Here is a 24,423-nt window from a genome sequence, read left to right as displayed (position 1 = left end):
GAAAGTCCCGCCGATCGATTAGTAGCCGAGAGCCGCCTCGAGCGGCCCCTTCGGCATGATGACGTCGAAGGCGATGTCAAACGTCACGAACATCGCGGCGGTGAAGATGAAAGCGGTGAGCAGAGACTTCCACGCCGCGATCTTGCCGACAAAGCGCATGAAGCCGGAGATCAAAAGGAAGCTCGCAACATAGAGCCCAAGGAATTGCGTGGCGAGGCAGAACAAGACCGTCGGCACGAACACCGCCATGACCCGGCGAAGCTGTGCTTGCGTCACGAAGGTCTCGGAATCCTCCCTGCGCGAGAACATCGCCACAAACAGACCGTAGAGGCTGGCGCCGCCAAGAATGATCGAGAGGTAGAACGGGAAGTAGCCCGGCTCAGGGCCCGTCGCATCCCAGGCCGCGCCGGTGCGCAAATTATCCCATCCGAGCGTGACGGCAAGCGCGAGCAACACGAGCGACACGACAGCGTCCACGGCGCGATTGCTGGTCACCGCAGGCGAATTAGCTTCGGGCGCAGTCGGATCGTCGACGACGATTTCAATATCGGTATTAGACATGAGGCGGACGGCTCAGGCAGGCGCTCCAGCGTGGATACGTGCTGACGCAACCGGCGTCAATGCAGCGCTCAGCGCGTACCAGTCCGCTCCGGGAACGCGCTCGCAAGTGCAGCATGATCGGGCCGGAGCACGCCGCGTTCGGTAATCAAGCCAGTGACGAGGCGCGCCGGCGTGACGTCAAAGCCGTAATTGGCGATCGGCGAGCCCTCTGGGACCACACGCACGATCTCAATTCGCCCGTCCGCCGTGCGCCCGCTCATATGCGTCACTTCGCTTGCTGCACGCTGTTCGATCGGAATCTCTCGGCCATCCTTGATACTAAAGTCGATGGTCGGCGACGGCAGTGCAACATAGAATGGCACGCCGTTATCGCGCGCGGCGAGCGCCTTCAGGTAGGTACCGATCTTGTTGCAGACATCGCCATTGGCTGCGACCCGGTCGGTTCCAACAATCGCCAGATCGACCATGCCGTGCTGCATCAGATGGCCCCCGGTGTTATCGGGAATTACGGTATGCGGGACGCCATGGTGACCCAGTTCCCAGGCCGTGAGCGAGGCCCCCTGATTGCGCGGACGCGTTTCGTCGACCCAGACATGGACATTGAGCCCCATGTCATGAGCCCGGTAGATCGGCGCCGTCGCCGTCCCCCAGTCGACGGTAGCCAGCCAGCCCGCGTTGCAGTGCGTCAAAATGTTGACGGTGTCGCCGGCTTTCTTGGTGGCAGCAATCGCCTCGATCACTTCGAGGCCGTGGCTACCGATCGCCTGGTTGATCCCGACGTCCTCATTGGCGATCTCGCCGGCACGCTTGTAAGCCGCCTCGCCGCGGACGGAAGGCGCAAGCGGACGAAGCGCAGCCGCCATCTGGTCGAGCGCCCATTTCAGATTGATCGCGGTTGGCCGCGTCGCGATCAGCAGCTTGTACGCGCGATCCAGGGCCGCGTCAGACGGATCAGCGTGCATGGCCAGCGCCATGCCGTAAGCGGCGGTGGCGCCGATAAGGGGCGCACCACGGACCAGCATGGTTCGGATCGCGTCCGCAGCCTCCTCGGCGCTAACTAAACGCGCGATGATAAATTCATGTGGCAGCCGTCGCTGATCGATGGCGCCGACGGACCAGCGGTCAGGCTCAAGCCAGATGGTGCGAAAATGTCGGCCGTCGACCTTCATGAGCGCAGTACCCGTGCCGCCACCGCATCAAGCTTCTTGAGCAGTTCCGGATCGCGCGCCTCGGGGGCCGTGATCAGCGCGGTCTCAAGCGCGCGATCTGAGCCGATTGGACACGGCTCATGCTCGCGCGGAAAATCCTTTGCCAGCCGCGCCACTAGCGCCTTGGCCTTCTCGGCATTCGAACTAAGCACGCGAATGATGTCCTGCACGGTCACCGCATCGTGATCCGGATGCCAGCAATCGAAGTCGGTCACCATCGCGACGCTCGCGTAGCAAATCTCCGCTTCGCGAGCGAGCTTCGCCTCAGGCATGTTGGTCATGCCGATCACCGAGTAGCCGAGTTCCTTGTACGTCAGACTTTCGGCAAGGCTCGAGAACTGCGGACCTTCCATGCACAGATAAGTGCCGCCGCGCGCGAACGGAATGCCTTCGGCCTCTGCGGCGGCTGCCAAATGAATGCGCAGGCGCGGCGACACCGGATGCGCCATCGAGACATGGGCGACGCAGCCTTTGCCGAAGAACGAGCTTTCGCGCTTATAGGTGCGGTCCACGAATTGATCGATGATCACGAAAGTGCCAGGTGGCAGTTCCTCCTTGAACGAGCCGCAAGCCGACAGCGATACGAGGTCGGTGACCCCTGCCCGCTTCAGGACATCGATATTGGCTCGGTAGTTGATGTCGGAGGGAGACAGGCGGTGCCCCTTGTCGTGCCGCGGCAGGAACACGATCGGCAGGCCGGCAATGGTGCCAAAGCGAAGTGGCGCGGAGGGCTCGCCCCAGGGGCTCCTGATCGCCTCCTCGCGGACGTTTTCAAGACCCGGCAAGTCGTAGATGCCGGATCCGCCGATAATGCCTAGCACAGCGCTGGTCATGGCCTCTCCCGATCAGACTTTCGAGGCAATGTTCGACTATACTGCGACGCAATAATCAAGCATTCTCCGAGGCCATAAACGGCGTTTGATAGGTTAACCATGAACGACAAGGAAAAACGCCAATCCATCATAGATGCCTGCCTGCGCATGAATGCGCTCGGCATCAACCAGGGCACCTCGGGCAACATCAGCCTGCGGCACGAGGGTGGCCTGCTGATCACCCCGACCAGCGTACCCTATGAGACGATGCGGCCCGAGCAGATCGTCTATATGGGCCTCGACGGTTCATTTGATCCAGAGCAGCGGCCATCGAGCGAATGGCGCTTCCACTTGGATATCCTGCGCGCTCGCCCGGACGTGAACGCCGTGGTTCATACCCATCCCATCTATTGCACGGTCCTCGCCATCATGGGCCTGGAGATCCCGCCGATCCACTACATGGTCGCTTGCGCCGGCGGCGACACGATCCGCTGCGCGCCATACGCGACATTCGGCACGCAGGAACTTTCGGCGCATGCCGTCAAGGCGCTTGATGGAAGGCTGGCCTGCCTGCTCGAACATCACGGCATGATCGCCGTCGGGCCATCGCTTGCGAGAGCCATGTGGCTTGCGGTCGAGGTCGAAACGCTGGCGCGGCAGTATCACGGCTGCCTGCAGATCGGGAAACCGCGCCTGCTGCCTACCGAAGAGATCGAAAATGTCCGTATCCGCATGGCCGGCTACGGCCATGCGGAGAAATGAGACCGGAAATCCGACTGCTGCCGAGACGCGCTACTTCGCGACGAAGCCCGCTTCGTTCATCAGCGAGGCATTGAGCTTGTCGTCTTCCTCAAGGAACTGCACCATGTCCTTGCCGGTGAGGAAGATCGGCTTCAGCGCCTGCTTTTCCATATAGTCCTTATATTCTGGCGTTTGCGTCACTTTCTGGAACAGGTCGACATAGAATGCCTGCTGCTCGGCCGTGACCTTGCCGGGCAGGAACATCGCCCGCAGCATCAGGTATTGGACGTCGAGCCCCTCTTCCTTGCAGGTCGGGATATCGTTCCAGGATTGCGTTTCGGTGACCTTGGTCTTGTAGGAGATGCGCTCCTTATCGAACACGCAGAGCGCGCGCACCTGGCCGGCGCGCCAGACTTCCAGATTCTCAGAGGGATTGTTGACGTTGGATTCGGTGTGATTCCCGACCAATTGCGTCGCCGCCTCTCCGCCGGACTTGTACGGCAGATAAGAGAACTTGGCGCCGGTCTTCTGCTCCATGAAGACGGTGAGTACATGATCCTCACGCTTGGAGCCGGTGCCGCCCATCTTGAACGGTGAAGATGCAGCCTTCGCCGCCGCAATGAACTCCTTCACTGTCTTTGGACCCAACGCGTTGTCCCACAACACGAACTGATCCATCGCGACTACCGATACCGGAGTGAGGTCACGCCAGTTGAACGGAATTTTGGCCGACAGCGGCAGCATGTAAATCAGGGAATAGGCGATCAGCACCTTGTTTGGATCACCCTCGCTCGATTTCATGTACATCAGCGCTTCGGCACCCGATGCGCCGCCCTTGAGCGAGACCACTATCGGCTGCTTCATCAGATTGTTCTTCTGGATCGCTGCCTGCATCATGCGCGCCATCTGGTCGGAGGCGCCGCCGGCTCCGGCAGCGACGACGATCTCGACCGGTTTGGTCGGCTCCCAGGTAGCAAGTGCCGGCGCGGTCATAAGAACGGCCGCCAAAGCGGTCGCGGCTCCTGCAAAATGTCTCACGTCTCTTCCCTATGTCTTTATTTGGATTTGGCACATCAGGGGCATGCCTGCGGACGCCATTGTGCGGACTGGGAACGCGAAGTTCAAGCCGCGAACCGCCACATTGCTACTGACTTTGGGATGAGATTGTAAGAGCCATCGCGAGGAATCGGTCCTCTCCGCGAGCCCGCCCAGCGCACACCGCGCTCGTGGCAGCGTCCGCCTAGCGTCGACCGTAGAAAAGACGATGATACCTACTTGCCCTTCCAGTTCGGCGAGCGCTTGTTGAGGAAGGCGTCCATGCCCTCGCGAAAATCCTCGCTCATATAGGCGCGCAGGATCAGATCCTCTCCCTCATCGCGCGACAGCGTGCGGCGGATGCGGCGCACCGCCTCCTTGGTCACCTCAAGCGTGATCGGCGCGTGGCTCGCAATGAGCTTTGCGGTCTCGTCAGCGCGGCGCTGCAGGGTCGCGACGTCGGGTACGACTTCATTGAGCAAGCCGAGCGCCAGCGCTTCCGGTGCCTCAACCAGGCGCGCCTTGAAAATCATATCCTTGGTGCGCGCCGGACCGATCAGCGCGACGATGCGTGAGATATTCGACATCGAGAGGCAATTGCCGAGCGTGCGCGCAATTGGAAACCCAATCCGCGTCGCTTCGGTACCGATCCGGATGTCGCAGCAGGCCGCGATCCCGGCGCCGCCGCCCGTGCAGGCTCCGGCAATCGCCGCAATGACAGGCACCCTGCACTGCTCAAGAGCGCCGAGCACACGGTCGATCCGCGCTTCATAGTCAAGCGCGTCCTGCGCGGTCTTGAAGGCGCGGAATTGCGAGATGTCGGTACCCGAGGCAAAAGCCTTGTCACCGGCGCCGGTCAGGATCAGCGCCTTGATCGAGCGATCCCCATTGATGGTCTCGCAGATCGAGGCCATCTGCTCGTACATCGCGAAGGTCAACGCGTTACGCGCCTGCGGCCGGTTGAAAGTGATCTTGGCGATCCCGTCCTCGACGGCATAGATCAGATCTTCGCTGGGAGTGACCGGAGCGTTCATGGCGACCTCTTTGTTGTTATTGAACCAGCTCAGGCGACGGCGGCCTTCGGCATCGGCAGGACATCGCGCCCCTTGAGCACTTCCATCGCCGCCAGTACGCCGCCGCTCCGATGTGGCACCTTGGCCAGGTCCAGCCCCATCTCGACGCCCGACAGCGTCCCCATCAGCATCAGGTCGTTGAAGTGCCCGATATGGCCGATCCGGAAAACCTTGCCCTTGATCTTGTTGAGGCCGGTCCCGAGCGACATATCGAAGTTTTCCAGCACCACCTTGCGGAAATTGTCGGCGTCATGGCCCTCCGGCATTACCACGCCGGTCAGGGCCGGCGAATGCGCTTGGGGATCCTGGCACTGGATCTCCAGCCCCCACGTCTTCATCGCCGCGCGCGTCGCCGCGCTGTGGCGCTTGTGGCGGGCGAAGACATTTTCGAGGCCCTCCTCTTCGAGCATCTTCACGGCCTCTCTCAGGCCCATCAGCAAGTTGGTCGCCGGCGTATAGGGCCAAGTGCCCACCTTGTTGATGGCGATGACCTCCTGCCAGTCCCAATAGGAGCGCATCGCCGGATTGGCCTTGGCCACCGCGAGCGCCTTCTCCGAAACGGCGTTGAAGCCGAGGCCCGGCGGCAGCATCAATCCCTTCTGGGAACCCGCGACCGACACGTCGATGCCCCAGGCGTCATGTTCATATTCAAGCGAGCCGAGGCCGGAGATGGTGTCGACCATCAAGAGCGCCGGATGGTTGATCCGATCCATGATCTTGCGAACCTCGAGCGGGTACGTCACGCACCCAGTGGAGGTCTCGTTGTGGACAATCATGACGGCCTTGATCTTGTGCTGGCGGTCAGCGGACAGCCGCGCGTCGATCTGCTCAAGGTCGGCCCCGTGGCGCCAGTCACCCGGAACGAAGTCGATGTCGAGCTTGAACTTGTCGGCAATGCCGCGCCACAGCACGGCGAACTGGCCGGTCTCGCACATCAACACCTTGTCACCGGGGGCGAGCGTATTGACGATCGCGGCCTCCCAGGCACCCGTCCCCGAGGACGGATAGACGATCACGGGCTGCTTGGTCCGGAATACCCGCTGCATGGCCGCCAGCACCGCATGGCCGAGCTCCGCAAATTCGAGGCCACGATGGTCCAGGGTCGGCATGTCCATGGCCCGCAGAACCCGATCCGGCACGTTGGTCGGTCCCGGAATCTGCAGAAAATGCCGTCCAGTATGCAGGGTCATGAGGCGTCCTTCCCGGTCTAACTTGGCGTCGCGAGCCGCTCGAATATCACCATTTTGCGGGCTTGTCCCTCGCTCAACGGTGCCCATCAATGCATAAGAAGCAGGGCTTTGCCTTGCCAAGCCGGTCCCTGGGAGGCAAGAGAATGGTGCAATGCACGAGAACCGACCGGCGCCGGCAATGAAAGCCGAACAGACCAAAAAAACGGCTGGCAGCAGCGCGCTCGCTACGCGCCTGGCCCGGGAGATTACAGGCGACGTCCTTTTCGACGCCTTCAGCCGCGGACGCTACGCGACCGACGCCTCGTTCTACCAGATCGTGCCCGAGGGCGTGGTGGTTCCCCGAACCATGGACGAGGCGCTACGGGCGCTGACGATCGCGCGCGACGCCGGCCGGATCGCGACTCCCCGTGGAGGCGGCACCTCGCAATGCGGCCAAACCGTTAACCACGGCATTGTGATCGATTTCTCCCGGCACCTGAACAGAATCCTCTCGCTGGATGTCGAGAACCGAACCTGCATGGTCGAGCCGGGCATCGTACTCGACGATCTCAACCGCCAGCTCAGGAAGCATGGGCTGTGGTTTCCGGTCGACGTCTCGACCGCCTCACGCGCCACCATTGGCGGCATGGCCGGCAACAATTCCTGCGGTGGGCGTTCGCTGCGCTACGGCACCATGCGCGACAATACGCTGTCGATGGATGCTGCGCTTGCCGACGGCACGCTCCTGCATTTCGGCGAAGTGCCGCGGGATCTCGCGCGCGTGAATTCACCGGACAGCGGGCTTGCGCTGTTTCGCGACATGCTTGATCTCGGCGAGCGTGAGGCGGCCGAGATCGCGGACAAATTCCCGAAGGTGCAGCGCCGGGTCGGCGGCTACAATCTCGATGCGCTGGTGCCGCGCAATGCGCCGAACAACTTGGCGCATTTGTTAGTGGGATCCGAGGGTACCCTCGCCTTCACTACCAAGGTCGAGCTCAAGCTGTGGCCGACGATCCGCAACAAGGCGCTGGGCGTCTGTCATTTTGGCAGCTTCTACGAGGCGATGGACGCCGCCCAGCATCTGGTCAAGCTGCGGCCGATCGCAGTCGAACTGGTCGACCGCACGATGATCGCGCTCGGCCGCGATATCGCGATGTTCAAACCGGTCATCGCCGCTGCCGTGCGCGGCGATCCCGATGCCATCCTGGTTGTGGAATTCGCCCAGGAGGATCAGGCTGAAAATCTCGCGCGGCTGAAGCAACTGGGCGAGTTGATGGGAGATCTCGGCTTCGGCTGGGACAAGCCGCCGCGCAAATGGGGTGGCGTGGTCGAGATCGTCGAACCCGCCCTGCAGAGCGCTATCGCCGACTTCCGCGCCGCCGGCCTCAACGTCATGATGTCGATGAAGCAGGAAGGCAAGCCGGTCTCCTTCGTCGAGGATTGCGCGGTGCCGTTGCCGCATCTCGCTGAATACACCGACCGGCTCAACGCCGTCTTCGCCAAGCACGGCACCAGCGGCACGATGTACGCTCACGCCTCCGAAGGCTGTCTGCATGTCCGCCCTGTGCTTAACCTCAAGCTCGAAAAGGACGTCAAGGCGATGCGCGCCATCGCCGAAGAGGCGTTTACCCTGGTGCGCGAATACAAGGGCTCGCATTCCGGCGAGCATGGCGACGGCCTGGTGCGGTCGGAATTTCACGAGACGATGTTCGGCGCGCGCATTGTCGCCGATTTCAGGGAGATCAAGCACCGGTTCGATCCGAACGATGTGCTTAACCCGGGCAAGATCGTCGACCCGCCAAGGATGGACGATCGTTCGTTGTTCCGCTACTCGCCGCAGTACAAGGTCAACGAGCTGAAAACCGTACTCGACTGGTCGGCCTATCCCGGCGCCGGCGGAGGTTTCCAGGGCGCTGTCGAGATGTGTAACAACAACGGCGCTTGCCGGAAGCTCGAGGGCGGCGTGATGTGCCCGTCCTATCGCGCGACACGCAACGAGAAGGACGTTACGCGCGGACGCGCCAACACGTTGCGGCTGGCCATCTCCGGGCAGTTGGGACCTGACGCGCTTTCATCGGACGAGATGATGGAGACGCTGAAGCTCTGCGTCTCCTGCAAGGCCTGTCGTCATGAGTGTCCGACCGGGGTCGACATGGCCAAGATGAAGATCGAGGTATTGGCTGCGCGAGCGGCGAACCACGGACTCTCGCTCCGCGACCGGCTGGTTGGCTATTTGCCCCGCTATGCAGGTCTGGCGTCGCGCTTCGCGCCGCTAGCCAATTGGCGCAACAGCAGCCGCTCGTTACGGGCGCTGTTCGAGAGGTTCGCGGGCATCAGTTCGAAGCGATCGCTGCCGGCATTCCGGCGCGATGTCTTCAAGATGGACGCGGACGTCTTTGGTCCGGAAGAGGGCCATGAAGTGGTTCTGTTCGCCGATACCTTCAACAGCACCTATGAGCGCGAGAACCTCGATGCCGCGCTGCGTGTGCTCGTGGAGGGCGGCTACCGCGTTCATCTCCCGAGGCCCATCGATCGCGCCCGGCCGCTTTGTTGCGGACGCACATTTCTCTCGGCCGGCATGGTGGATCAGGCTCGCATCGAATTGGATCGGCTGGTCGCCACCTACGCGCCTTTCGCAGCGCGCGGAGTGCCGATCGTCGGGCTAGAACCGAGCTGCCTCCTGACGCTGCGCGACGAACTCCTCTCATTGCGTTCCGACGAAATCGCAAGAGGCATCAGTGCCCATGCGCTGCTCTTTGAGGAGTTCTTGGTGCGCGAAGCGGAGGCCGGCCGCTTGCGGTTGCCGCTTGGCGCCATTGCCAACAAAGCCCTGGTTCACGGCCATTGCCATCAGAAATCGTTCGGCGCGTTCAAACCTGTCGAAAAGGTGCTGCGCCTTGTCCCGGACCTGAATGTCGAAAGCATTGAGTCGAGCTGTTGTGGCATGGCCGGCGCGTTCGGCTACGGCGCCGACACCTACCAGGCGTCGATCGATATGGCCGAACTCTCTCTCCTTCCCGCAATACGCCGCGCCGACGATGCAACGCTGATCGTCGCTGACGGCACTTCGTGCCGACACCAGATCAGGGATGGCACCACACGTTCCCCGCTCCATGCCGCGCGCGTGTTGGCCATGAGCCTGGATCGTGCGAAATCCGAAGGTCTGTCCTCTCCCGCAAAGGAACCCCTCCATGACTGAGCTTACGCTTGATGTTGCCCGAAAGATCCTTGACGCCGCGCTTGCCGAGGCGGTCGAGAAAAAGCTCAAGCCGCTTGTCGTCACCATTCTCGATGCGCGCGGCGCGGTCAAACTGACTGCCGCGCAGGATGGGACCAGCCTGATGCGCGCCGAAATCGCGCATGGTAAAGCCTATGGGGCGCTGGCGCTCGGCATGGGGTCACGGGCGTTGTTTCAGCGCGCGCAGGAGCAGGCCTATTTCATCGGCGCCGTGAATGCGCTGGCGCAGGGTCGCCTCGTGCCGGTGCCCGGCGGCGTACTCGTTCTGGATGGCACCACGCTGCTTGGTGCCGTTGGCGTCAGCGGCGACACATCGGATAATGACGAGATCTGCGCGATCGCCGGCATCGAAGCAGCCGGACTCAAGGCGAATCCGGGATAGTCGCAGTAGGCGCGACGAGCGCAGATTTCCTTATCCTGGATCGGCCTTATCGCCCGGGCCAGGATGGTTTGCGCTTCTCGCTGAACGCCTTGAGGCCTTCCTTGGCATCCTCGGTCATCGCCAATAGCGCGATCTGGCTCTCGGTATAGGCGATGCTCTCGTCGAATGACATCGAGGCGATCGCGCGCATGGCATATTTGCCGCGCCGGATCGCGGTCGGCGACTTGTCGACGATGCGATTGATCAACCACTCGACCTTCATATCAAGCTCGGCGGCCGGCACCACATAGTTCAGCAGCCCCGCGGCCTGCGCGGCCTTGGCGTCAAAAGGCTCGCCGGTCAGCGCCCATTCGCTGACAAGGCGTGGCGGCGCCATCGACTGCAAAAGGCTCATCACCTGCATCGGGAAGACGCCGACCTTTACCTCCGGAAGGCCGAAGATCACGTGGTCGGCGGCCACGGCCATATCGGTCATACATAGCAGGCCCATGCCGCCGGCCATGCACACGCCACCCACGCGCGCGATCGCGGGTTTGGTCGAATTTTGCGAGAGCCGTAACAGATCAGCGTAGTCGACATTCGGCTTGGAATAGTCCATCGCGAAGGCGGCGCCGCTGTTCTGCAGGTCGGCACCGGCGCAAAAGGCCTTGTCGCCCGCTCCCGTCAGCACGATGATGCGGACCTCGCTGTCATCGTGAGCGTCGCGATAACCTCTTGCGATGCCCGCGATCACGTCACCATTGAGCGCATTGCGCTTGTCCGGCCGGTTGATCGTGATCCAGAACGCCTGGCCCCGCTTCTCCAGGATCACGCTGCTGCTCTCGGTCATCTGGCCTGCCTTTTCTTGCCGTTTCCGGCAACCATTTGCGGCAGGTGGCGGCCGACTGCAAGAGCGATTTAGGCTGAGACCCGAGCCTTCCGGACCCAAACCTTGTTGTCGTGGAACGCGGCGCCGCCGACAGGGGCGACCGTCTCGGCGCCCGTCAGCGTATTGATGCCGCGGCCACCGATATGGGCCTTATTTGGGTGGATGGATTCGGCGATCAGCACGCCGCGACGCACGCCGTCAAACAGCTTTGCCGTTAGCGTCGTTTCGCCGCGCATGTTGCCGAGCGTCACCGCATCGCCGTCGGCAATCGAAAGGCCCGCCGCGTCGTCCGGATGGATCATCACCGTCGGCCTACCCTCGCGTGCCTGGGATCCCGCCGTCTCATTGAAACTGGTGTTGAGATAGCTCCGTGACGGCGAGGTCGCCAGCCGGAACGGATGCTGCTCGTCGGCCTCTTCAATAATGGTCCAATGGTCGGGTAGCGACGGCATCTGATCCCACGGCCCCAGACCCGCGATCCCGAAAGGTGGATGCGCCCAATCGGCTTTGAAGTGGAACTTCTTGTCCGCGTGTGCAAAGCCGTCGAGGTAGTGCGAGGTCCGGAAATCCGGCTGGATGTCACGCCACAGATCCGCCTCCAGCCTCTCGATATCGCCATGGCCGCTCTTCTTCAGCGTCACGTCGATCAATTCACGCGGCGACATCTCAAAGCCGGGATGGACTGCATTGAGGCGGCGCCCGAGTGCCTGAATCACTTGATGGTTGCTGCGGCATTCGGCCGGGGGCTCGATCAGCTTGGGCCCAACTGAAATGTGCTGGTGACCGCCGCCGTAATAGAGATCGTCGTGCTCCATGAACATTGTCGCGGGCAGGACGATATCGGCCATGGCTGCGGTCTCGGTCATGAACTGCTCATGGACCGCCACGAACAGATCCTCTCGAGCAAACCCTTCGCGCACCAAGGTCTGCTCCGGCGCCACCGTCACCGGATTGGTGTTCTGGATCAGCATCGCCTTGACCGGCGGTCCGCCCTTCAAGGCCTCGGCGTCGCCGGTCAGGATACGTCCAATCCTCGATTGATCGAGCCAACGTGTAGTGCGGTCGATCGCATCATGTCCCTCGATGACAGACTCGTTGAATTTCCAGATCGCGGCATTGTTGAAAAATGCACCGCCACCTTCATATTGCCAGGCACCGGTCACCGCCGGGATGCAGAGCGCCGCGTGCATTTGCGCCGCACCATTTCGGCTTCGTGTGAAGCCGTAGCCCAAGCGGAAGAACGAGCGTTTGGTCTGGCCGACCAGGCGGGCGAAAGCCTCGATCTCCTGCACCGGCACGCCTGATATCGACGAAGCCCATTCGGGCGTCCTGGTGGCGAGATGTGCCTCCAGTTCATCCGGGCAGTCCGTATAGCGATCCATGTACGCGCGATCCGCATACCCTTCGCGAAACAGCACATGCATGACGCCGCAGGCGAAAGCGGCGTCCGTGCCGGGGCGCAGGATGATCTTCACGTCAGCCTGTTTCACCGTGTCATTGTTGTAGATATCGATCGCGGCAATCTTGGCGCCCCGGCCCTTCCGAGCGCGCATCGCGTGTGTCATGACGTTGACCTGGGTGTTCACCGGGTTGGTTCCCCAGATCACGACGAGGTCAGAGACGCCCATTTCACGCGGATCGACGCCAGCGATCTTGCCTGTGCCGACCGAAAATCCGACGCGCGCGATATTCGCGCAAATCGTAGAATAGAAGCGGGAGTATTTCTTGACATGCGCCAGGCGATTGATGCCATCACGCATCACGAGCCCCATGGTGCCGGCGTAGTAATAGGGCCAGATCGACTCGGCTCCGAATTGGCGTTCGGCCGCATTGAAGCGAGCGACGATCTCGTCGAGCGCCTCGTCCCAGGAAATCCGGTCAAACTGGCCCGAGCCCTTCGGCCCGGTTCGCCGCATCGGGTGGAGCAGCCGCTCGGGATGATGGATACGCTCGGCATAACGCGCAACCTTGGCGCAGACGACACCTGCCGTATAGGTCTGCAACTTTGAACCGCGGACCCGGCCAATCGCGCGGCCCTCGATCACCTCGATGTCGAGCGCACACGCCGACGGGCAATCGTGCGGACAGGTTGAATGGCGAATGTCGATCTTGGCGCGCTCGTTCATGTCAAATAGGTAACATCAAATTCCGGTGCCGCCGAGGGGGATTGTCGGGAATTTGCGTGCGAAACAGGGCATAAGCCGTCCAGCGGGGCCAAGTCGGGTTCCGCCAAGCAGCGACATCAATCGCCGGGGAGCGTGCGGACTCGACTCGCCGGGAGAGCAAGTCGTGTCGGTCGCGGAGCGTCCGGTATGATGTCTGGGCCGACGAAGTCTGGGCCGACAGGCTCGGCCTGCGCCGTGTCCGAAACCCAATTCATGGCCGATGGATGACTAACCACCATGCCGATCAGGGCGATGACGATGAGCAACGGCAAAGCAATGAGCTTGATGCTCCAGCTTTGATAGATGCTCTGGTCGTCGTCAGGGGGCTGGTCGAATGAGTCGTGCATGGATCTCTCCACATTGCGGTCCCTGACCCGGGGTTACCGCAACGCGCGCCACCACCCTGTGAGCAGCTTCACAGGCCCGACGAACTCACCGCGTTGTGAAAGATGTCACGGAGCGATGCTATTCGCTGCCGTTTTCCGATCCAGAATCGACCAGCGTCTGTAGTTCTTCCGGCTTCAACACCACGATCGCGCCGTGCTCGAGCCGCACCCAGCCACGCGTGGCCCAAACCCGAAGCTGCTTGTTGATGCTTTCACGGGTCATGCCGACCATCTCGCTGATCTCTTGCTGGGTGATGGCTATGACACGACCTTGCGGCTCAGGCTTGTGCTTTTCAGTAAGGCGAAGCAAAGCGCTGGCGACCCGACCTGGAAGGTCTTGAAGGATGACCTGTTCGACTTGATCGCTGGTCCAGCGTAGCCGTACGCACAGGAGCTCGATGAACTTCATCGCTAGCGCCGGCTGGCTCCGGACGAAGGGAATGAATTCGCGCTTATCGATGATGAAAAGTTCGCAATTGCTGTTCGCGGTGGCGTCGGCTGTCCGCACCCCCGAATCGAGCACAGCGATCTCGCCGAAGATTTCTCCGGCCTCGATCAAGTTCAGAATCGCATTGCGGCCATCGGGCGATGAGATGCTGATTTTCACCGTGCCCGATATTACGGCAAACAGGCTTGTACCCGGATCTCCCTTCGAGAAGATCGCAGCTCCGCGCTTCAGCGTCGTGTGCTTGGCGTAACGACAAAGCTGCTCGAACGCCTCGGGTTCGAGATCGACAAAGTATGGATGCTTGCGGAGAACCGACAATTTGCTGGTCGAAAATCCGCGAGTCTCGCCCGTTTTATCCTGGGGCACGCTCGTTACAACTCCGAAAGCAAAAACTGCCTGGGACGTAGTTCTTCCGTAGTCAACCAAGACCGGCTTTTCAACTGGAAAGCGGTTTCATACGTTGATGTGAGTGTAACGCTCCGATCCTGACGTGGGAAGCCAGCCGTCCGGAGCCCCTCTCCTGTCTCGCCCAAGTAGCTCTCGCCTGTATCTGCCACCTGGACGGCACGTGCGACACATCCGGCAACTCTACGACAAACTTAAGTAATTTCAGCTTCAGCTTCCAAAGTGACTGCGTCGATTTGGTGAAGCGCTGCCGTGCACCCGAGGCCTCGTCACCCGGGGCTATCCGGGTCTATTTGCCGCCCTCGTCCGCGAGAAAGCGACCGAACGTCCCGAGCGCAAACAGCAAGGGCTCCTGCCGGTTGTAGGAATAGGCCTCAACCGCACCCAAGAATATGACGTGATCGCCGCCATAGTAGCGATTGACGGCACGACACTGAAAGTTGGCGACGCTGTCGGCGATGACGGGCGCATTGCCCAGTCCAGGCGTCCAGCTCACCCCGGCGAATTTATCGTTTGAGGATTTTGCAAATTGCGACGCCAATGCCTGCTGGGGCGCACCGAGCACGTTGACCGTGAAGTGGCTCGCATTCTGGAAGATGGGCAGGCCCTGCGAGAACAGGCCAAGGCTCCACAACACCAGCGGCGGATTGAGCGATACTGACGCAAAGGAGTTGCAGGTGACGCCATATGGCCTGCCATCCGCGGCCATTGCCGTGACGATCGTGACGCCGGTTGCGAATGTGCCCAGCGCACTGCGTAAATCCCGAGGATCGATCGGTGAGTTGCCGCTGGCAAATTCATTGGCCGGATCGGCCGGATGCTTGGGTACATCAGACATCCGGTGAACCTCAGAGCGTCAGATTTTCGGACGGCAAGCCCAGCGCCACACGTCCATAGTTGGTCCCCGCCGCGTCGAAATTGAAGGCAAGGTGTGAATTGACCGCATGGGCGTCGCGGAACTGCCGCTGCAACGTACCTGCCGTGAAAAGGCTGCGCGCCCCGCTCGCGGCAAACAGCAGCGACACCGCCTCGCTGCAGAGATTGACCGAGAAAGCACCATCGCGCCGCAGCCTGGTCTTGGCGGCGATAGCGGGGATATGGCCGCTCCGTGCGTCCGCCATCGCGCCGATGCAGTTCGATCGCATGATCAGGCGCGCCGCGTCGATCTTGGCGGAAGCCTCCGCGATCTTGATCTGTGTGCTCTGCATGTCGCCAAGCTTGGCGCGATTGGAGGTCGAAACGCGGTGGCGCGCGATCTCGACATAGTCGTCGAGACAAGCCTGTGCATTGCCGAGGGCGACGCCTGACAGGACATATGGAAACAGCGCGAACACCGGCAGCGCGTAGAGCGGGTTCGGATTGACCGAACTGCCAGGCGTCGGCCCGCCCGTGAGATCGCTCACCGCGATCGACATCGCATTTGCGACAAAGGCTCCCTCAACCTCGACCTCGTTCGATCCGGTCCCACGCAGGCCGGTCGCGTTCCAGATGTCCTTGATCCTGTAGTCTCGCCGGTTGAGCAGGAAAATCCGATATTCGACTCCATCGGCCTCGTCATCGGAGGAGACCACGCTGCCAAGCATATTCCATTCGCAGGATTCGACACCCGACGAGAACGGCCAGCATCCGGTCAACACGTAGCCGCCGTCGACCTTCCGCGCCCGGCCGGCGGGGAATATGAAGGAGGACGCAATCAGGGTATTCAGTTCCTTGCTCCAGACCACATCCTGCGCCTGTGGATCGAACATCCCAAGCATCCAGTGGTGGCTCGCAAGATTGGCGAAATTCCACGCTGCGGAAGCATCGCCCTGCCCCAGCGCATCGGCACAATCGATCAGCGCGACATAGTCGAGCTCCGCGCCGCCGACGCGCCTCGGCTGCAGAATCCGGAACAGGCCGGCGTTATGCAGGTCGTACTCGGTCTCCGCCGGCAGACGCCGTAATTCCTCGGTCCGTGCCGCCCGCTCGCGAAGTGCCGGAATGAGGGCCCTGGCGCGCGCGACCATGGCCACATAGTCTTCTGCTTGCCGCTCGATAGGCGAGCTTCCATCGGGCCTGCGGCCGGCCGTTGCCATTGGCGTTTTCCCGCTCGGCCTTTCTGATCCCAAAGTGGCCAAGACTGTCGGCAGTTTATCCCTTGAACACCAGGGATCAAGACGCCTCACCGCATCCCGTCGTGAACGAACTGCCGCCTGGAATCAAAATAAGCCCGGCGGCCAGAACGGCCACCGGGCTTATTCGGAACTTCTCGCGGACCTGCAGGGTCTAACCTCCCGCGGGCCCCCATTCCGCCAGCTCGCTTCCAGCATCACCCCATGGTTTTACGCCAGTACAGGGTGTGCGGCCACGCCCAGGGAGCCTGCGGCTGATACAGCCGATAGCCGCGCGAGCGCAGCCAGTTGACGTGAAAGGCCAACACCTGGCCGACGCTCTCGTAATAGTCCAGGATGCGAATTTCAGCTCCCACCCATTGCGTCACCCAGATCGTGAATGCATCGGCGGTCGCGCCGGAGCCACCGATATCGATGAAGGCGCGCAAGGGCAGCAGCGGATCGGCGGAGACCTTTCCGATGCGTCCCTCTTTCCGCGCCTGCGTCAGCATCTCGGCAAAATAGGCGCCTTCGAACGCTCGCACGTAGTCTCCCTCCCAGATGTGATCATAGCGATCGGGATAGAGCGACAAGTCGGTCCGCCGCTCTTCCTCGAGCACGGCCGGAAACCAGGGATTATCGCGCCAGTTCGCGTGCACGACGATCGCGCCCGGCGGCTTTCGCCCGCGCAGGAAATCGTCAATCGCGTCGGTCTTACGCCGCGGATTCCAGCTCGCCCACAATTCGGAGCCTTCGGCGCGAATGGTCGGACGCAACAGCGCGAGGCTGCGTGCGCTCAATGACTGCGCCTCGTCGACCCAGGCGATACGAAAGCCTTCCAGTGATTTGATCGAGTCCGCCGTGTGATCCTGAAGGCCGCGGAAGATGATGATGCCGTCGCCCGGCGTCTCGATCTTGTCGGCGAACAGCTTGAAGCCGTTGCCGATGCCGAGCGAGGCGATCTTGCTTTCGATCAGGCGCTTTGAGGATTGCGCCAATGTCCGCTGCGCCTCGCGGATGCAGACCGCGAGCGTGCCGCGCTCGGCCTGGCAGGTCTCGACAAGAAGCTCTCCAAAGAAATGGGATTTTCCCGAGCCTCTACCGCCGAATGCTCCCTTGTATCGCCCCGGCTGCAGAAGCGGCTCAAATGCTTTCGCTGTTGGAATTTTCAGGATGGACAATGACGCGCTCTATTCGGTGGACGAGTTCTAGCTGGCCGTCGCCGCCGTTCTCGATCGCCTGCGGGGCCTTGCCCCAGCCGCGGTCGAGAATGGCGTTGGCGGCGGAGACGCGTGCGGCCGGGGTCGCATCTTTGCTGCGCATGATGCCCACCAGGACGTTCAGCGCCGTCCTGGTATGACTGCGGGCCTGCGAGCGGATCTCGGTAAGGGTTTTTGCCACTTAAGTCTCATGCAGATCGGGTGGTTCGTATCGCTTCGCTTGCGTGCGACGGCATATTGAATTTGCGGCAGATCGCTCGGAGACAGCGATCATTTCGGCGCGAACCTTATCCCCTTGACTGTCGGGGACCGCATGCGGCGGCGGCACGTTGGCGCCGCGCCGCGGGCCGGCGCGTTCGCGCGCGCCGGCTGATCGATGGTGAAAGTGGTTCGGACGACGGACGGCGCGGTTGCGACGCGCGGCGTCGGGCATACAGATGTGGCGTCGTGACGCGCGGCCGTCGTCCGATTCGAAAAACGGAAAAGAAAAAGCCCGCGGCGGATTTCTCCGCGCGGGCTTCACAATGTCTGCGATGATGTCCTTATGCCTCTGATTTGCCCGACGTGTCAATGTCCGAGTTGACGTGGCACAAAGTCAGCGATCCGGCTGCGCATCATCGGTGGTCACATGCCGCGACAACAAAATGCCCGCAGCGTTATTTCCGCTGCGGGCATTCACTAACTCGACGATGATGTCCTTATGCTCCTGATTTGCCCGACGCGTCAATGTTTCTGGAGCGTACTTCCTGCATGACCGCGGAAAGCGAAACCAGCCTCGAGGCTCATTGCGGGACTGTAGAGTTGGCAGGGTGCGCGGGCCGCGGTCCGGGCGGAGCAGGCTCGATCGGCGGCTTCGGCTCCGTCGGCATGACCGTGGCGCCGGCCGCTCGCGCAGCTTCCCCTGTTGTGGAGTAATTGGCCGTCGCAGCCGGCTGTACCTTCGGCTTGCTCCATGGACCGTGATCGACCACCAATATGCCGAGCACGCCGGCTGCTGCTACCGCCAGTGCTACCAAGAGCGGCGCCCCGCCGTTCCGGTCCGAACGATTTCCGATCAAGGACTCTTCTCCATCGAATGCGTCTGGCCTGATGAACAAATCCTCCCGGGCTCCGAGGTTCCGCGCCCGCCAGAGCGAACGGACTGTCCGCAGGTGGAACAAATTGGCCGCTGATGCATTTGGTGGACTAGCGGCCGAAGATGACCCTTCGGCGCAGTGTGCGCAGCCAGACCAGATCTCGTGAGGTTCGAGCCGTGAACTTCGAAACACCCGAATCCCCGCTGCAGCCCAGCCTTGGCGAACGCGCGATCGATACCGCAACCGATGTATCGCGCACGATCACGGAAGTGTCCGATGGACTTCGGGCTGCGATCGACCGGCTCAGCGACGCGATCAAGACCTCGCGTCAACCCGGCGGCACGCTTTCCACGATCAGTGCGATCACCCGCGAAGCGCCGCTAACGAGCCTGTGCGTCGCATTCCTGTTCGGCGTCGCGGTAGCACGGCGGCGTTGAGTGCACCGATCAGCTACGGCTATCGGCACCTCCCTCGATAAATATTTTCTGGCCGCATCCACCTTGCGCGGATTCCAATGGTGGCAGCAATGTGGCACAGTGATTCGGTGGGTTGTTCGCCCACAGGTCAGTGGCGTTGCGTCTCTTTGGGCGAGAGGGGATTCAATGCTGCGCACATTCCGGCCAACGCCGACCTGCACGCGATTCAAGACCGGCATCGAAATGCCATGCATGAAGTGCGGCGCGCAGATGCGCCTCGCTTCGATCGAGCCGCGAGATCAGGTTTACGACGTGCTGACCTATCGCTGCACGCCGTGCGACTCCGGCGAGAGCTTCCTGCAGGCCCGCTAAACGGTAGGCTGCGGGCACAAGCTTGCATCAGCCGCTCAGCACCGCCATGCCGGCCTGGGTCAGAACGGGACTCTCGTCCTGTAGCTCGACCAGACCGAGCTCGCTCAGGACACGCAGGTCCTCGTCGCTGACAGGGGATATCTTCAGGCGGCGAGCCTGGATGTCCCGCAGCGCCCAGCGGAGCGCAATGGCTCGTTCGAGAGAGAAATCTGCGAACGGGTTATCTGCCATTCGCGTCGACCATTCCGGCATTCTCGTTTCCCGCTTCTCGGATGCGGCGGCGATGGTTGCGATAACGCGACAGGCGCCTTCGCGTTCCCTCGTCCCTTCGTCGATGGGAAATCGCTGCCGCTAATAGCGATACGGGTCAATGTCCAACAGCGGAAACGCGCTGAACACGCCCGGCGGGTTGGTCGCCGTCGCCGGATGCAGGTAGGACTTGTCGAGTTCGGCGAAGCTGGTCACGCCGAGCAGGCCGAGGCAGCGGATCACCTCGTCTTCCAGCAATTCCAGCATGCGGGCGACGCCCCTCTCGCCATCGGCGGCCAGCGCCCAGCATTGCAGGCGACCGATGCCGACGAGATCGGCGCCCAAGGCGATCGCCTTCACGATGTCAGTGCCGCGGCAGAACGAGCCATCCACCATGATCTTGGCGCGCCCCCTCACCGCCTCGACGATTTCCGGCAGGACGTGCATCGCACCGCGGCCGTGATCGAGCTGACGGCCTCCATGGTTGGACACGTAAATCCAGTCAACGCCGTGATCGAGTGCGATGACTGCGTCCTCCGCGGTAGCGATCCCCTTGACGACCAGCGGGATCCTGAACTTGTCCTTGATCAACTTCACTGTTCGCCATTCCAGCCCTTTCTGGAAGTCGCCGCCGGTGGCGCGAATACGGCTTTCCCGGACGTACCGCTTGGCAATGTCGCGCTCGCGACGGCTGTAATGGGCGGTGTCGACGGTGAGGCAGAACGCGGAATAGCCGTTGGCAACACTGCGGCTGACGACGTCCTCCACGAAGGCATCATCCCCGCGGACATAGAGCTGGAAAATGCGCAGCGCGTCGGGCGCGGCCTTCGCGGTATTCTCGAGCCCGGGCTCGGACACCGAGCTCAGCATGTGCGCCGCGCCGAATGCGCCGGCACCGCGGGCGACCGCCGCTCCCGCCGCAGGATCGAAGATCTCGAGCGCACCGACCGGCGCAAGCATGACCGGCAATCGCAATTTGCGCCCGAACACCTCCGTCGAAGCATCGACGTGAACGACATTACGCAGCACGCGCGGCCGGAACGCGATCTCATCCAGCGACATCCGGTTGCGCCGCAGCGTGGTCTCGGTCTCAGCGGCGCCGACGATGTAATCCCAGGCATTCTGGTTCAGCCTGGCGCGGGCTTTGCGGACAAATTCGTGCAGGTTCTGGTATTCTTCGCCGCTGGCCCCGAGTTCGACATTGCGCGTCGGCCGGATGGAGGTCCCGTCATTCATGGTGGTTTCTCTCCCGTTTTGGCCGGCACATTAGCCGCAGATGAGCGGCAAAAGCTACCGCCTTGAAGGGATAAACCCCGGACGCGAACGAAAGGCTGCCATTCGCTTACGACGACCCGTCTGCCGACAGCAAAGAACTCCAGCGCTCAACCGCCCGAAAAGCGGTTTCTATATTCGGTCGGCGATACGCCGAGATGCCTCAGGAAGGCGCGCCGCATCCGCTCGTCGTCACCGAAGCCGGCACGTTTTGCGACCTCCACGACACCGTGTATCTGCCGGCTCTCCAGCAGCAGCCGGGCGGTTTCGACGCGGAGGGCCTCGACGCCGCTTGCCGGGGTCATGCCGGTGCGGCTGGCATAGGTGCGTGCGAAGGTGCGCGGCGTCATGCCGGCCTTCGCGGCCAACGTCTCTACCCGGAGATCGCTGGCGATGTTTTCGATGATCCAGGCGTGCAGCGCGCTGAAGCGCCCTTCGACGTCGGAAGCCTGCGCCGCAAGCACTGTCGAGAATTGGCTCTGACCGCCCGGCCGCTTCAGGAACACCACCAGTCGCCGGGCGACGTCGAGCGCAATCGTATGGCCGAAATCCTCTTCGATCATGGCGAGCGCGAGGTCGATGCCGGCGCTGACGCCAGCCGATGACCAGACATGCCCATCCTTGACGAAGATCGCATTGGGTTCGACGCGGACATTTGGAAAGGTGTCCTGCAGCCGCGGGCAATAGCGCCAGTGCGTCGCAGCGCGCTTGCCGTCCAGCACACCGGTCCAGGCGAGCGCGAAAGCTCCGAGACAGACCGAGGCGATCCGGCGTACCTGCGGGAGCGCCTGCGAAATCCATTTCATCAGGCGAGCGTCCTTGCGGATCTCCCAAATGCCGGGGCCGCCCGGAATCACCAGCGTGTCGATCTGGTGCGGTCGCACGCTGCTGATCGGAGCCGTGTCGATCATCATCCCCACATCCGTCGAAACCAGTCCGCCCGAGGTGGACAGATAGGAAAGCGAATATCCGGGGCCCGGTAATTCGATCGCCTCCAATTCGGCGAACACCTGCGCCGGTCCGGACATGTCGAGCAGCGTCACGCCGGGGAAAGCGACAATCGCAATCCGCCGCATCGCGGCCTGCGGGCGCGGGGGGGGCCGTCGGGATTTGGCAGATTTCGAGGGCATATTGTCCTTTAAGCCATTCGAGCCTCGCCTGTATAGCTGTCTATGGACAGTGGAGTTCTGCCATGGTGCGAAAGCTCGGCAGCCAATACCAGGCGATCAGCTCGCCCTGGACCGGTTATGCAGTCTACAGTTTTCCGGATGCGTCCTGCATCGGAGCTTCCGACCGCCAGCCGCTGATGGATGCCATGAATGGCATCATCGCCGTAAACTGGAAGGCGACCGAACCGCACTGGACAGCAAGCTCCTCCCCCTTCGACGGCAAGTATAGCCTCATCCTTGTGTTTGACAGCTTGGGACTGGCGGCCTTTTCCGTCTATCGCATGCTGCAGATGTCATGCGGACCTGCGGTGTATCGCAGCGGCACCGAGGTACTTCCGGCCCATCAGGGGCGCGGTCTGTACGGCTTCTTCACCCAGGAAGTGCTGACGCGCGCAAGCTCTGCCGCAAAGGGGATTGGCGGCCTGTTCTACGGATGGCGGACACGCAATCCAATCGTCTGGGCGGCCAATGCCAAGATCTGCGAGAAAGTGACACCCTCGCTGCTCGACGACATCAGGGATTCCGCGCTGCAGGCAGCCTGCGTCGAGATGTGCGCAACGCTCTATCCCGGCAAACCACTCGAGGTGCCGGAAATGATCATGCGCGGCGCCTACGGCCACATTAAGCACCACCGGCAGGCTTACCGTGGCACCGCATCACTGGTCGATGCGGCGATGTCCCGCACGATTCCGGATTCAGCGGACGCGTTATTCTCGGTTGGATATGCGAGGGTGTGATGTCGATGCTGGGTCAGCAGACCGCATACGCCCAGACGGCCTCTCGGCTCGGTGACCGCGCCTATTGGGCCTGGGCGACGGTAGCTGTCGCCTACGCCATCGCCTTCCTGCAGCGCGTCTCGCCGCAATCGGTCAATCTGAGCCTGATGCATGACTTCGGCACCGATGCCGCCGGCGTCGCGATGCTCGCCTCCGGCTACTTCTGGGGCTACACGCTGATGCAGATTCCGGCCGGCCTTCTGGTCGACCGTTACGGCGTCAAGCGCGTGGTGCTGGCCAGCATGGTCGCTTCGTCGCTGGGCAGTGCAGCCTTTGCGCTGGCACCGAACCTGCTTGATGTCTTCGCCGCGCGCCTGATCGTCGCCTGCGGCGATGCGCTGGTGTTCACCGCGCTGTTGAAGCTGGTCGCGCAGAATTTCTCCGACGAGCGGTTCGGCATCATGTCGGGCATCTCGCAGGTATCAGGCTATGTCGGAGGCGTGATCGCCACGACGCCGCTTGCAGCCGCCGTGACGGGCTTCGGGTGGCGCGCCTGCTTTCTGTTCATCGCCGCGATCGGCCTCGCCAATCTGGTTGCCGCCAAGTTTGCACTGAGGCCAAATCCGGTGTCATCCAGCAACAAGACGCTGAAGAGCGTCATCGGCGCCGCGCGGCAATCGTTGTCGCATGTGGCTAATTGGGGATGCGCCATGACCTTTGCGTCCCACTTCGCAGTGGTGACGACGCTGTCGGGCGTATGGGGCATTCCGATGGTGGCGCACTTTTTCAACATCTCGCCGACCGCCGCCGGAACGCCGCTACTTGCCTTCATGGTCGGCAACGCCATCGGCTCCATCTTCCTCGGTCACGCGGCTGACCGCGCGGCGGCACTCGACACAGCACTGATCCGGATTTGCGTGCTGCGCATGATCCTCATCGCGATGCTGCTGCCGCCGGCCGCCAAGGCATTCGGTCTTGTTTACGTTACCGTGGTGTTCACCACGCTCGGCCTGGTCGCCGGCGGGACAGTCCCCCTCGTGCTCAAATGCACCAAGCGGCTTTACACCGCCGATCTCATCGGGGTCGGTGCATCCGTAAATACGACGGCGGCCGGGATCTTTGCCGGCATCGCGCAACCGATCATCGGGTTCGCCATGCTTGTCGCGAGCCAGTTCGCCGGAACCGATACCGCACACGGTGCAGGTGCGATCGGTGACGCCGGCTACGGCACCTTGATCGCAATTCTGCTGCTCATGTCGCTGCCCGGAATTGCCGGACCGCTGTTGATGAGAAGCAAACTGATAGTTCAGTAGTCGCGTTAACCGTATAGGGGGCGTTATGGAGCGTTTGTT

24 protein-coding genes are annotated in these 24,423 nt (G+C 62.1%); 7 read left to right on the top strand and 17 right to left on the bottom strand.

Annotated elements, in window-relative coordinates; translation table 11 throughout:
* Window positions 1-18: 18 nt before the first annotated feature.
* The 3 genes from AAFX91_RS02695 to AAFX91_RS02685 all read right to left on the bottom strand — a co-directional run bounded on the left by AAFX91_RS02695 (window position 19) and on the right by AAFX91_RS02685 (window position 2,602).
* Window positions 19-561, bottom strand: coding sequence for a tripartite tricarboxylate transporter TctB family protein (locus AAFX91_RS02695; RefSeq protein ID WP_130577098.1), 543 nt, complete (start codon window positions 559-561; stop codon window positions 19-21).
* 68 nt (window positions 562-629) lie between these two features.
* Window positions 630-1,730, bottom strand: a complete 1,101-nt coding sequence (gene mtnA / locus AAFX91_RS02690) for an S-methyl-5-thioribose-1-phosphate isomerase (protein WP_130577097.1) — start codon at window positions 1,728-1,730, stop codon at window positions 630-632.
* Window positions 1,727-2,602 carry an S-methyl-5'-thioadenosine phosphorylase gene (locus AAFX91_RS02685; protein ID WP_130577096.1) on the bottom strand — a complete coding sequence of 292 codons (876 nt, stop codon included), beginning with the start codon at window positions 2,600-2,602 and terminating at the stop codon, window positions 1,727-1,729. Before AAFX91_RS02685 ends, mtnA begins: the two co-directional genes overlap by 4 nt.
* A 99-nt stretch (window positions 2,603-2,701) precedes the next feature.
* Here AAFX91_RS02685 and AAFX91_RS02680 point away from each other — a divergent pair, with 99 nt between their 5' ends.
* A complete protein-coding gene (locus AAFX91_RS02680) occupies window positions 2,702-3,343 on the top strand; it encodes a class II aldolase/adducin family protein (RefSeq protein WP_130577095.1) in 642 nt (213 codons plus the stop codon).
* Between the two features lie 30 nt (window positions 3,344-3,373).
* Here AAFX91_RS02680 and AAFX91_RS02675 read toward each other — a convergent pair whose 3' ends face one another.
* From AAFX91_RS02675 to AAFX91_RS02665, 3 genes are all read right to left on the bottom strand, one after another.
* The gene (locus tag AAFX91_RS02675; RefSeq protein ID WP_394565464.1) at window positions 3,374-4,315 is read right to left on the bottom strand and encodes a Bug family tripartite tricarboxylate transporter substrate binding protein; all 942 of its coding nucleotides are present in this window, start codon (window positions 4,313-4,315) and stop codon (window positions 3,374-3,376) included.
* 278 nt (window positions 4,316-4,593) lie between these two features.
* The gene (locus AAFX91_RS02670; protein ID WP_130577094.1) at window positions 4,594-5,391 is read right to left on the bottom strand and encodes an enoyl-CoA hydratase/isomerase family protein; all 798 of its coding nucleotides are present in this window, start codon (window positions 5,389-5,391) and stop codon (window positions 4,594-4,596) included.
* A 29-nt stretch (window positions 5,392-5,420) separates the two neighbouring features.
* On the bottom strand, window positions 5,421-6,620 hold the full coding sequence (locus tag AAFX91_RS02665; protein WP_394565460.1) for a pyridoxal-phosphate-dependent aminotransferase family protein: 1,200 nt from the start codon (window positions 6,618-6,620) through the stop codon (window positions 5,421-5,423).
* 178 nt (window positions 6,621-6,798) lie between these two features.
* Between AAFX91_RS02665 and AAFX91_RS02660 the strand changes: the two genes are divergently transcribed.
* Together AAFX91_RS02660 and AAFX91_RS02655 are read left to right on the top strand one after the other, a co-directional pair.
* Window positions 6,799-9,798, top strand: a complete 3,000-nt coding sequence (locus tag AAFX91_RS02660; RefSeq protein ID WP_394565459.1) for an FAD-binding and (Fe-S)-binding domain-containing protein — start codon at window positions 6,799-6,801, stop codon at window positions 9,796-9,798.
* Window positions 9,791-10,219: a heme-binding protein gene (locus tag AAFX91_RS02655; RefSeq protein ID WP_130577091.1), complete on the top strand. Its 429-nt coding sequence runs from the start codon at window positions 9,791-9,793 to the stop codon at window positions 10,217-10,219. The genes AAFX91_RS02660 and AAFX91_RS02655 overlap by 8 nt, the downstream gene beginning before the upstream one ends.
* Window positions 10,220-10,265: 46 nt before the next feature.
* Here AAFX91_RS02655 and AAFX91_RS02650 read toward each other — a convergent pair whose 3' ends face one another.
* The 8 genes from AAFX91_RS02650 to AAFX91_RS02615 form a co-directional block, all read right to left on the bottom strand.
* Window positions 10,266-11,048, bottom strand: a complete 783-nt coding sequence (locus AAFX91_RS02650; protein WP_130577090.1) for an enoyl-CoA hydratase/isomerase family protein — start codon at window positions 11,046-11,048, stop codon at window positions 10,266-10,268.
* 68 nt (window positions 11,049-11,116) lie between these two features.
* Window positions 11,117-13,213, bottom strand: a complete 2,097-nt coding sequence (locus AAFX91_RS02645) for a molybdopterin oxidoreductase family protein (RefSeq protein ID WP_130577089.1) — start codon at window positions 13,211-13,213, stop codon at window positions 11,117-11,119.
* A gap of 116 nt (window positions 13,214-13,329) precedes the next feature.
* Window positions 13,330-13,599, bottom strand: coding sequence for a hypothetical protein (locus AAFX91_RS02640; protein ID WP_130577088.1), 270 nt, complete (start codon window positions 13,597-13,599; stop codon window positions 13,330-13,332).
* Between the two features lie 118 nt (window positions 13,600-13,717).
* Window positions 13,718-14,452 carry a Crp/Fnr family transcriptional regulator gene (locus AAFX91_RS02635; RefSeq protein ID WP_130577104.1) on the bottom strand — a complete coding sequence of 245 codons (735 nt, stop codon included), beginning with the start codon at window positions 14,450-14,452 and terminating at the stop codon, window positions 13,718-13,720.
* A gap of 328 nt (window positions 14,453-14,780) precedes the next feature.
* Window positions 14,781-15,329, bottom strand: coding sequence for a flavin reductase family protein (locus AAFX91_RS02630; protein ID WP_130577087.1), 549 nt, complete (start codon window positions 15,327-15,329; stop codon window positions 14,781-14,783).
* A 10-nt stretch (window positions 15,330-15,339) separates the two neighbouring features.
* Complete coding sequence (locus AAFX91_RS02625) at window positions 15,340-16,566, bottom strand: acyl-CoA dehydrogenase family protein (protein ID WP_394565458.1); 1,227 nt, start codon at window positions 16,564-16,566, stop codon at window positions 15,340-15,342.
* A 233-nt stretch (window positions 16,567-16,799) separates the two neighbouring features.
* Window positions 16,800-17,762, bottom strand: coding sequence for a phage terminase large subunit (locus tag AAFX91_RS02620; RefSeq protein WP_349016991.1), 963 nt, complete (start codon window positions 17,760-17,762; stop codon window positions 16,800-16,802).
* The gene (locus AAFX91_RS02615) at window positions 17,725-17,982 is read right to left on the bottom strand and encodes a hypothetical protein (RefSeq protein WP_394565457.1); all 258 of its coding nucleotides are present in this window, start codon (window positions 17,980-17,982) and stop codon (window positions 17,725-17,727) included. The genes AAFX91_RS02620 and AAFX91_RS02615 overlap by 38 nt, the downstream gene beginning before the upstream one ends.
* Before the next feature lie 1,071 nt (window positions 17,983-19,053).
* Between AAFX91_RS02615 and AAFX91_RS02610 the strand changes: the two genes are divergently transcribed.
* Together AAFX91_RS02610 and AAFX91_RS02605 are read left to right on the top strand one after the other, a co-directional pair.
* On the top strand, window positions 19,054-19,314 hold the full coding sequence (locus AAFX91_RS02610) for a hypothetical protein (RefSeq protein ID WP_130577081.1): 261 nt from the start codon (window positions 19,054-19,056) through the stop codon (window positions 19,312-19,314).
* A 165-nt stretch (window positions 19,315-19,479) separates the two neighbouring features.
* A complete protein-coding gene (locus tag AAFX91_RS02605; RefSeq protein WP_028164894.1) occupies window positions 19,480-19,665 on the top strand; it encodes a hypothetical protein in 186 nt (61 codons plus the stop codon).
* 27 nt (window positions 19,666-19,692) lie between these two features.
* Here the strand turns inward: AAFX91_RS02605 and AAFX91_RS02600 are convergent, their stop codons facing one another.
* From AAFX91_RS02600 to AAFX91_RS02590, 3 genes are all read right to left on the bottom strand, one after another.
* Complete coding sequence (locus AAFX91_RS02600; protein WP_245474541.1) at window positions 19,693-19,917, bottom strand: hypothetical protein; 225 nt, start codon at window positions 19,915-19,917, stop codon at window positions 19,693-19,695.
* Between the two features lie 99 nt (window positions 19,918-20,016).
* Window positions 20,017-21,150: an alpha-hydroxy acid oxidase gene (locus AAFX91_RS02595; RefSeq protein ID WP_130577080.1), complete on the bottom strand. Its 1,134-nt coding sequence runs from the start codon at window positions 21,148-21,150 to the stop codon at window positions 20,017-20,019.
* A gap of 146 nt (window positions 21,151-21,296) precedes the next feature.
* A complete protein-coding gene (locus AAFX91_RS02590) occupies window positions 21,297-22,316 on the bottom strand; it encodes a GlxA family transcriptional regulator (RefSeq protein WP_130577079.1) in 1,020 nt (339 codons plus the stop codon).
* A 62-nt stretch (window positions 22,317-22,378) separates the two neighbouring features.
* Between AAFX91_RS02590 and AAFX91_RS02585 the strand changes: the two genes are divergently transcribed.
* Window positions 22,379-23,092 (top strand): hypothetical protein, encoded by a 714-nt coding sequence (locus tag AAFX91_RS02585; protein WP_130577078.1) that lies wholly within the window; start codon window positions 22,379-22,381, stop codon window positions 23,090-23,092.
* Window positions 23,092-24,384: an MFS transporter gene (locus tag AAFX91_RS02580; protein WP_130577077.1), complete on the top strand. Its 1,293-nt coding sequence runs from the start codon at window positions 23,092-23,094 to the stop codon at window positions 24,382-24,384. Before AAFX91_RS02585 ends, AAFX91_RS02580 begins: the two co-directional genes overlap by 1 nt.
* Window positions 24,385-24,423: the final 39 nt, after the last annotated feature.

It is taken from the genome of Bradyrhizobium sp. 31Argb, assembly GCF_043638955.1.
In the GTDB taxonomy this organism is placed as follows: Bacteria; Pseudomonadota; Alphaproteobacteria; order Rhizobiales; family Xanthobacteraceae; genus Bradyrhizobium.
This window is presented reverse-complemented; position numbering and strand designations above follow the sequence as displayed.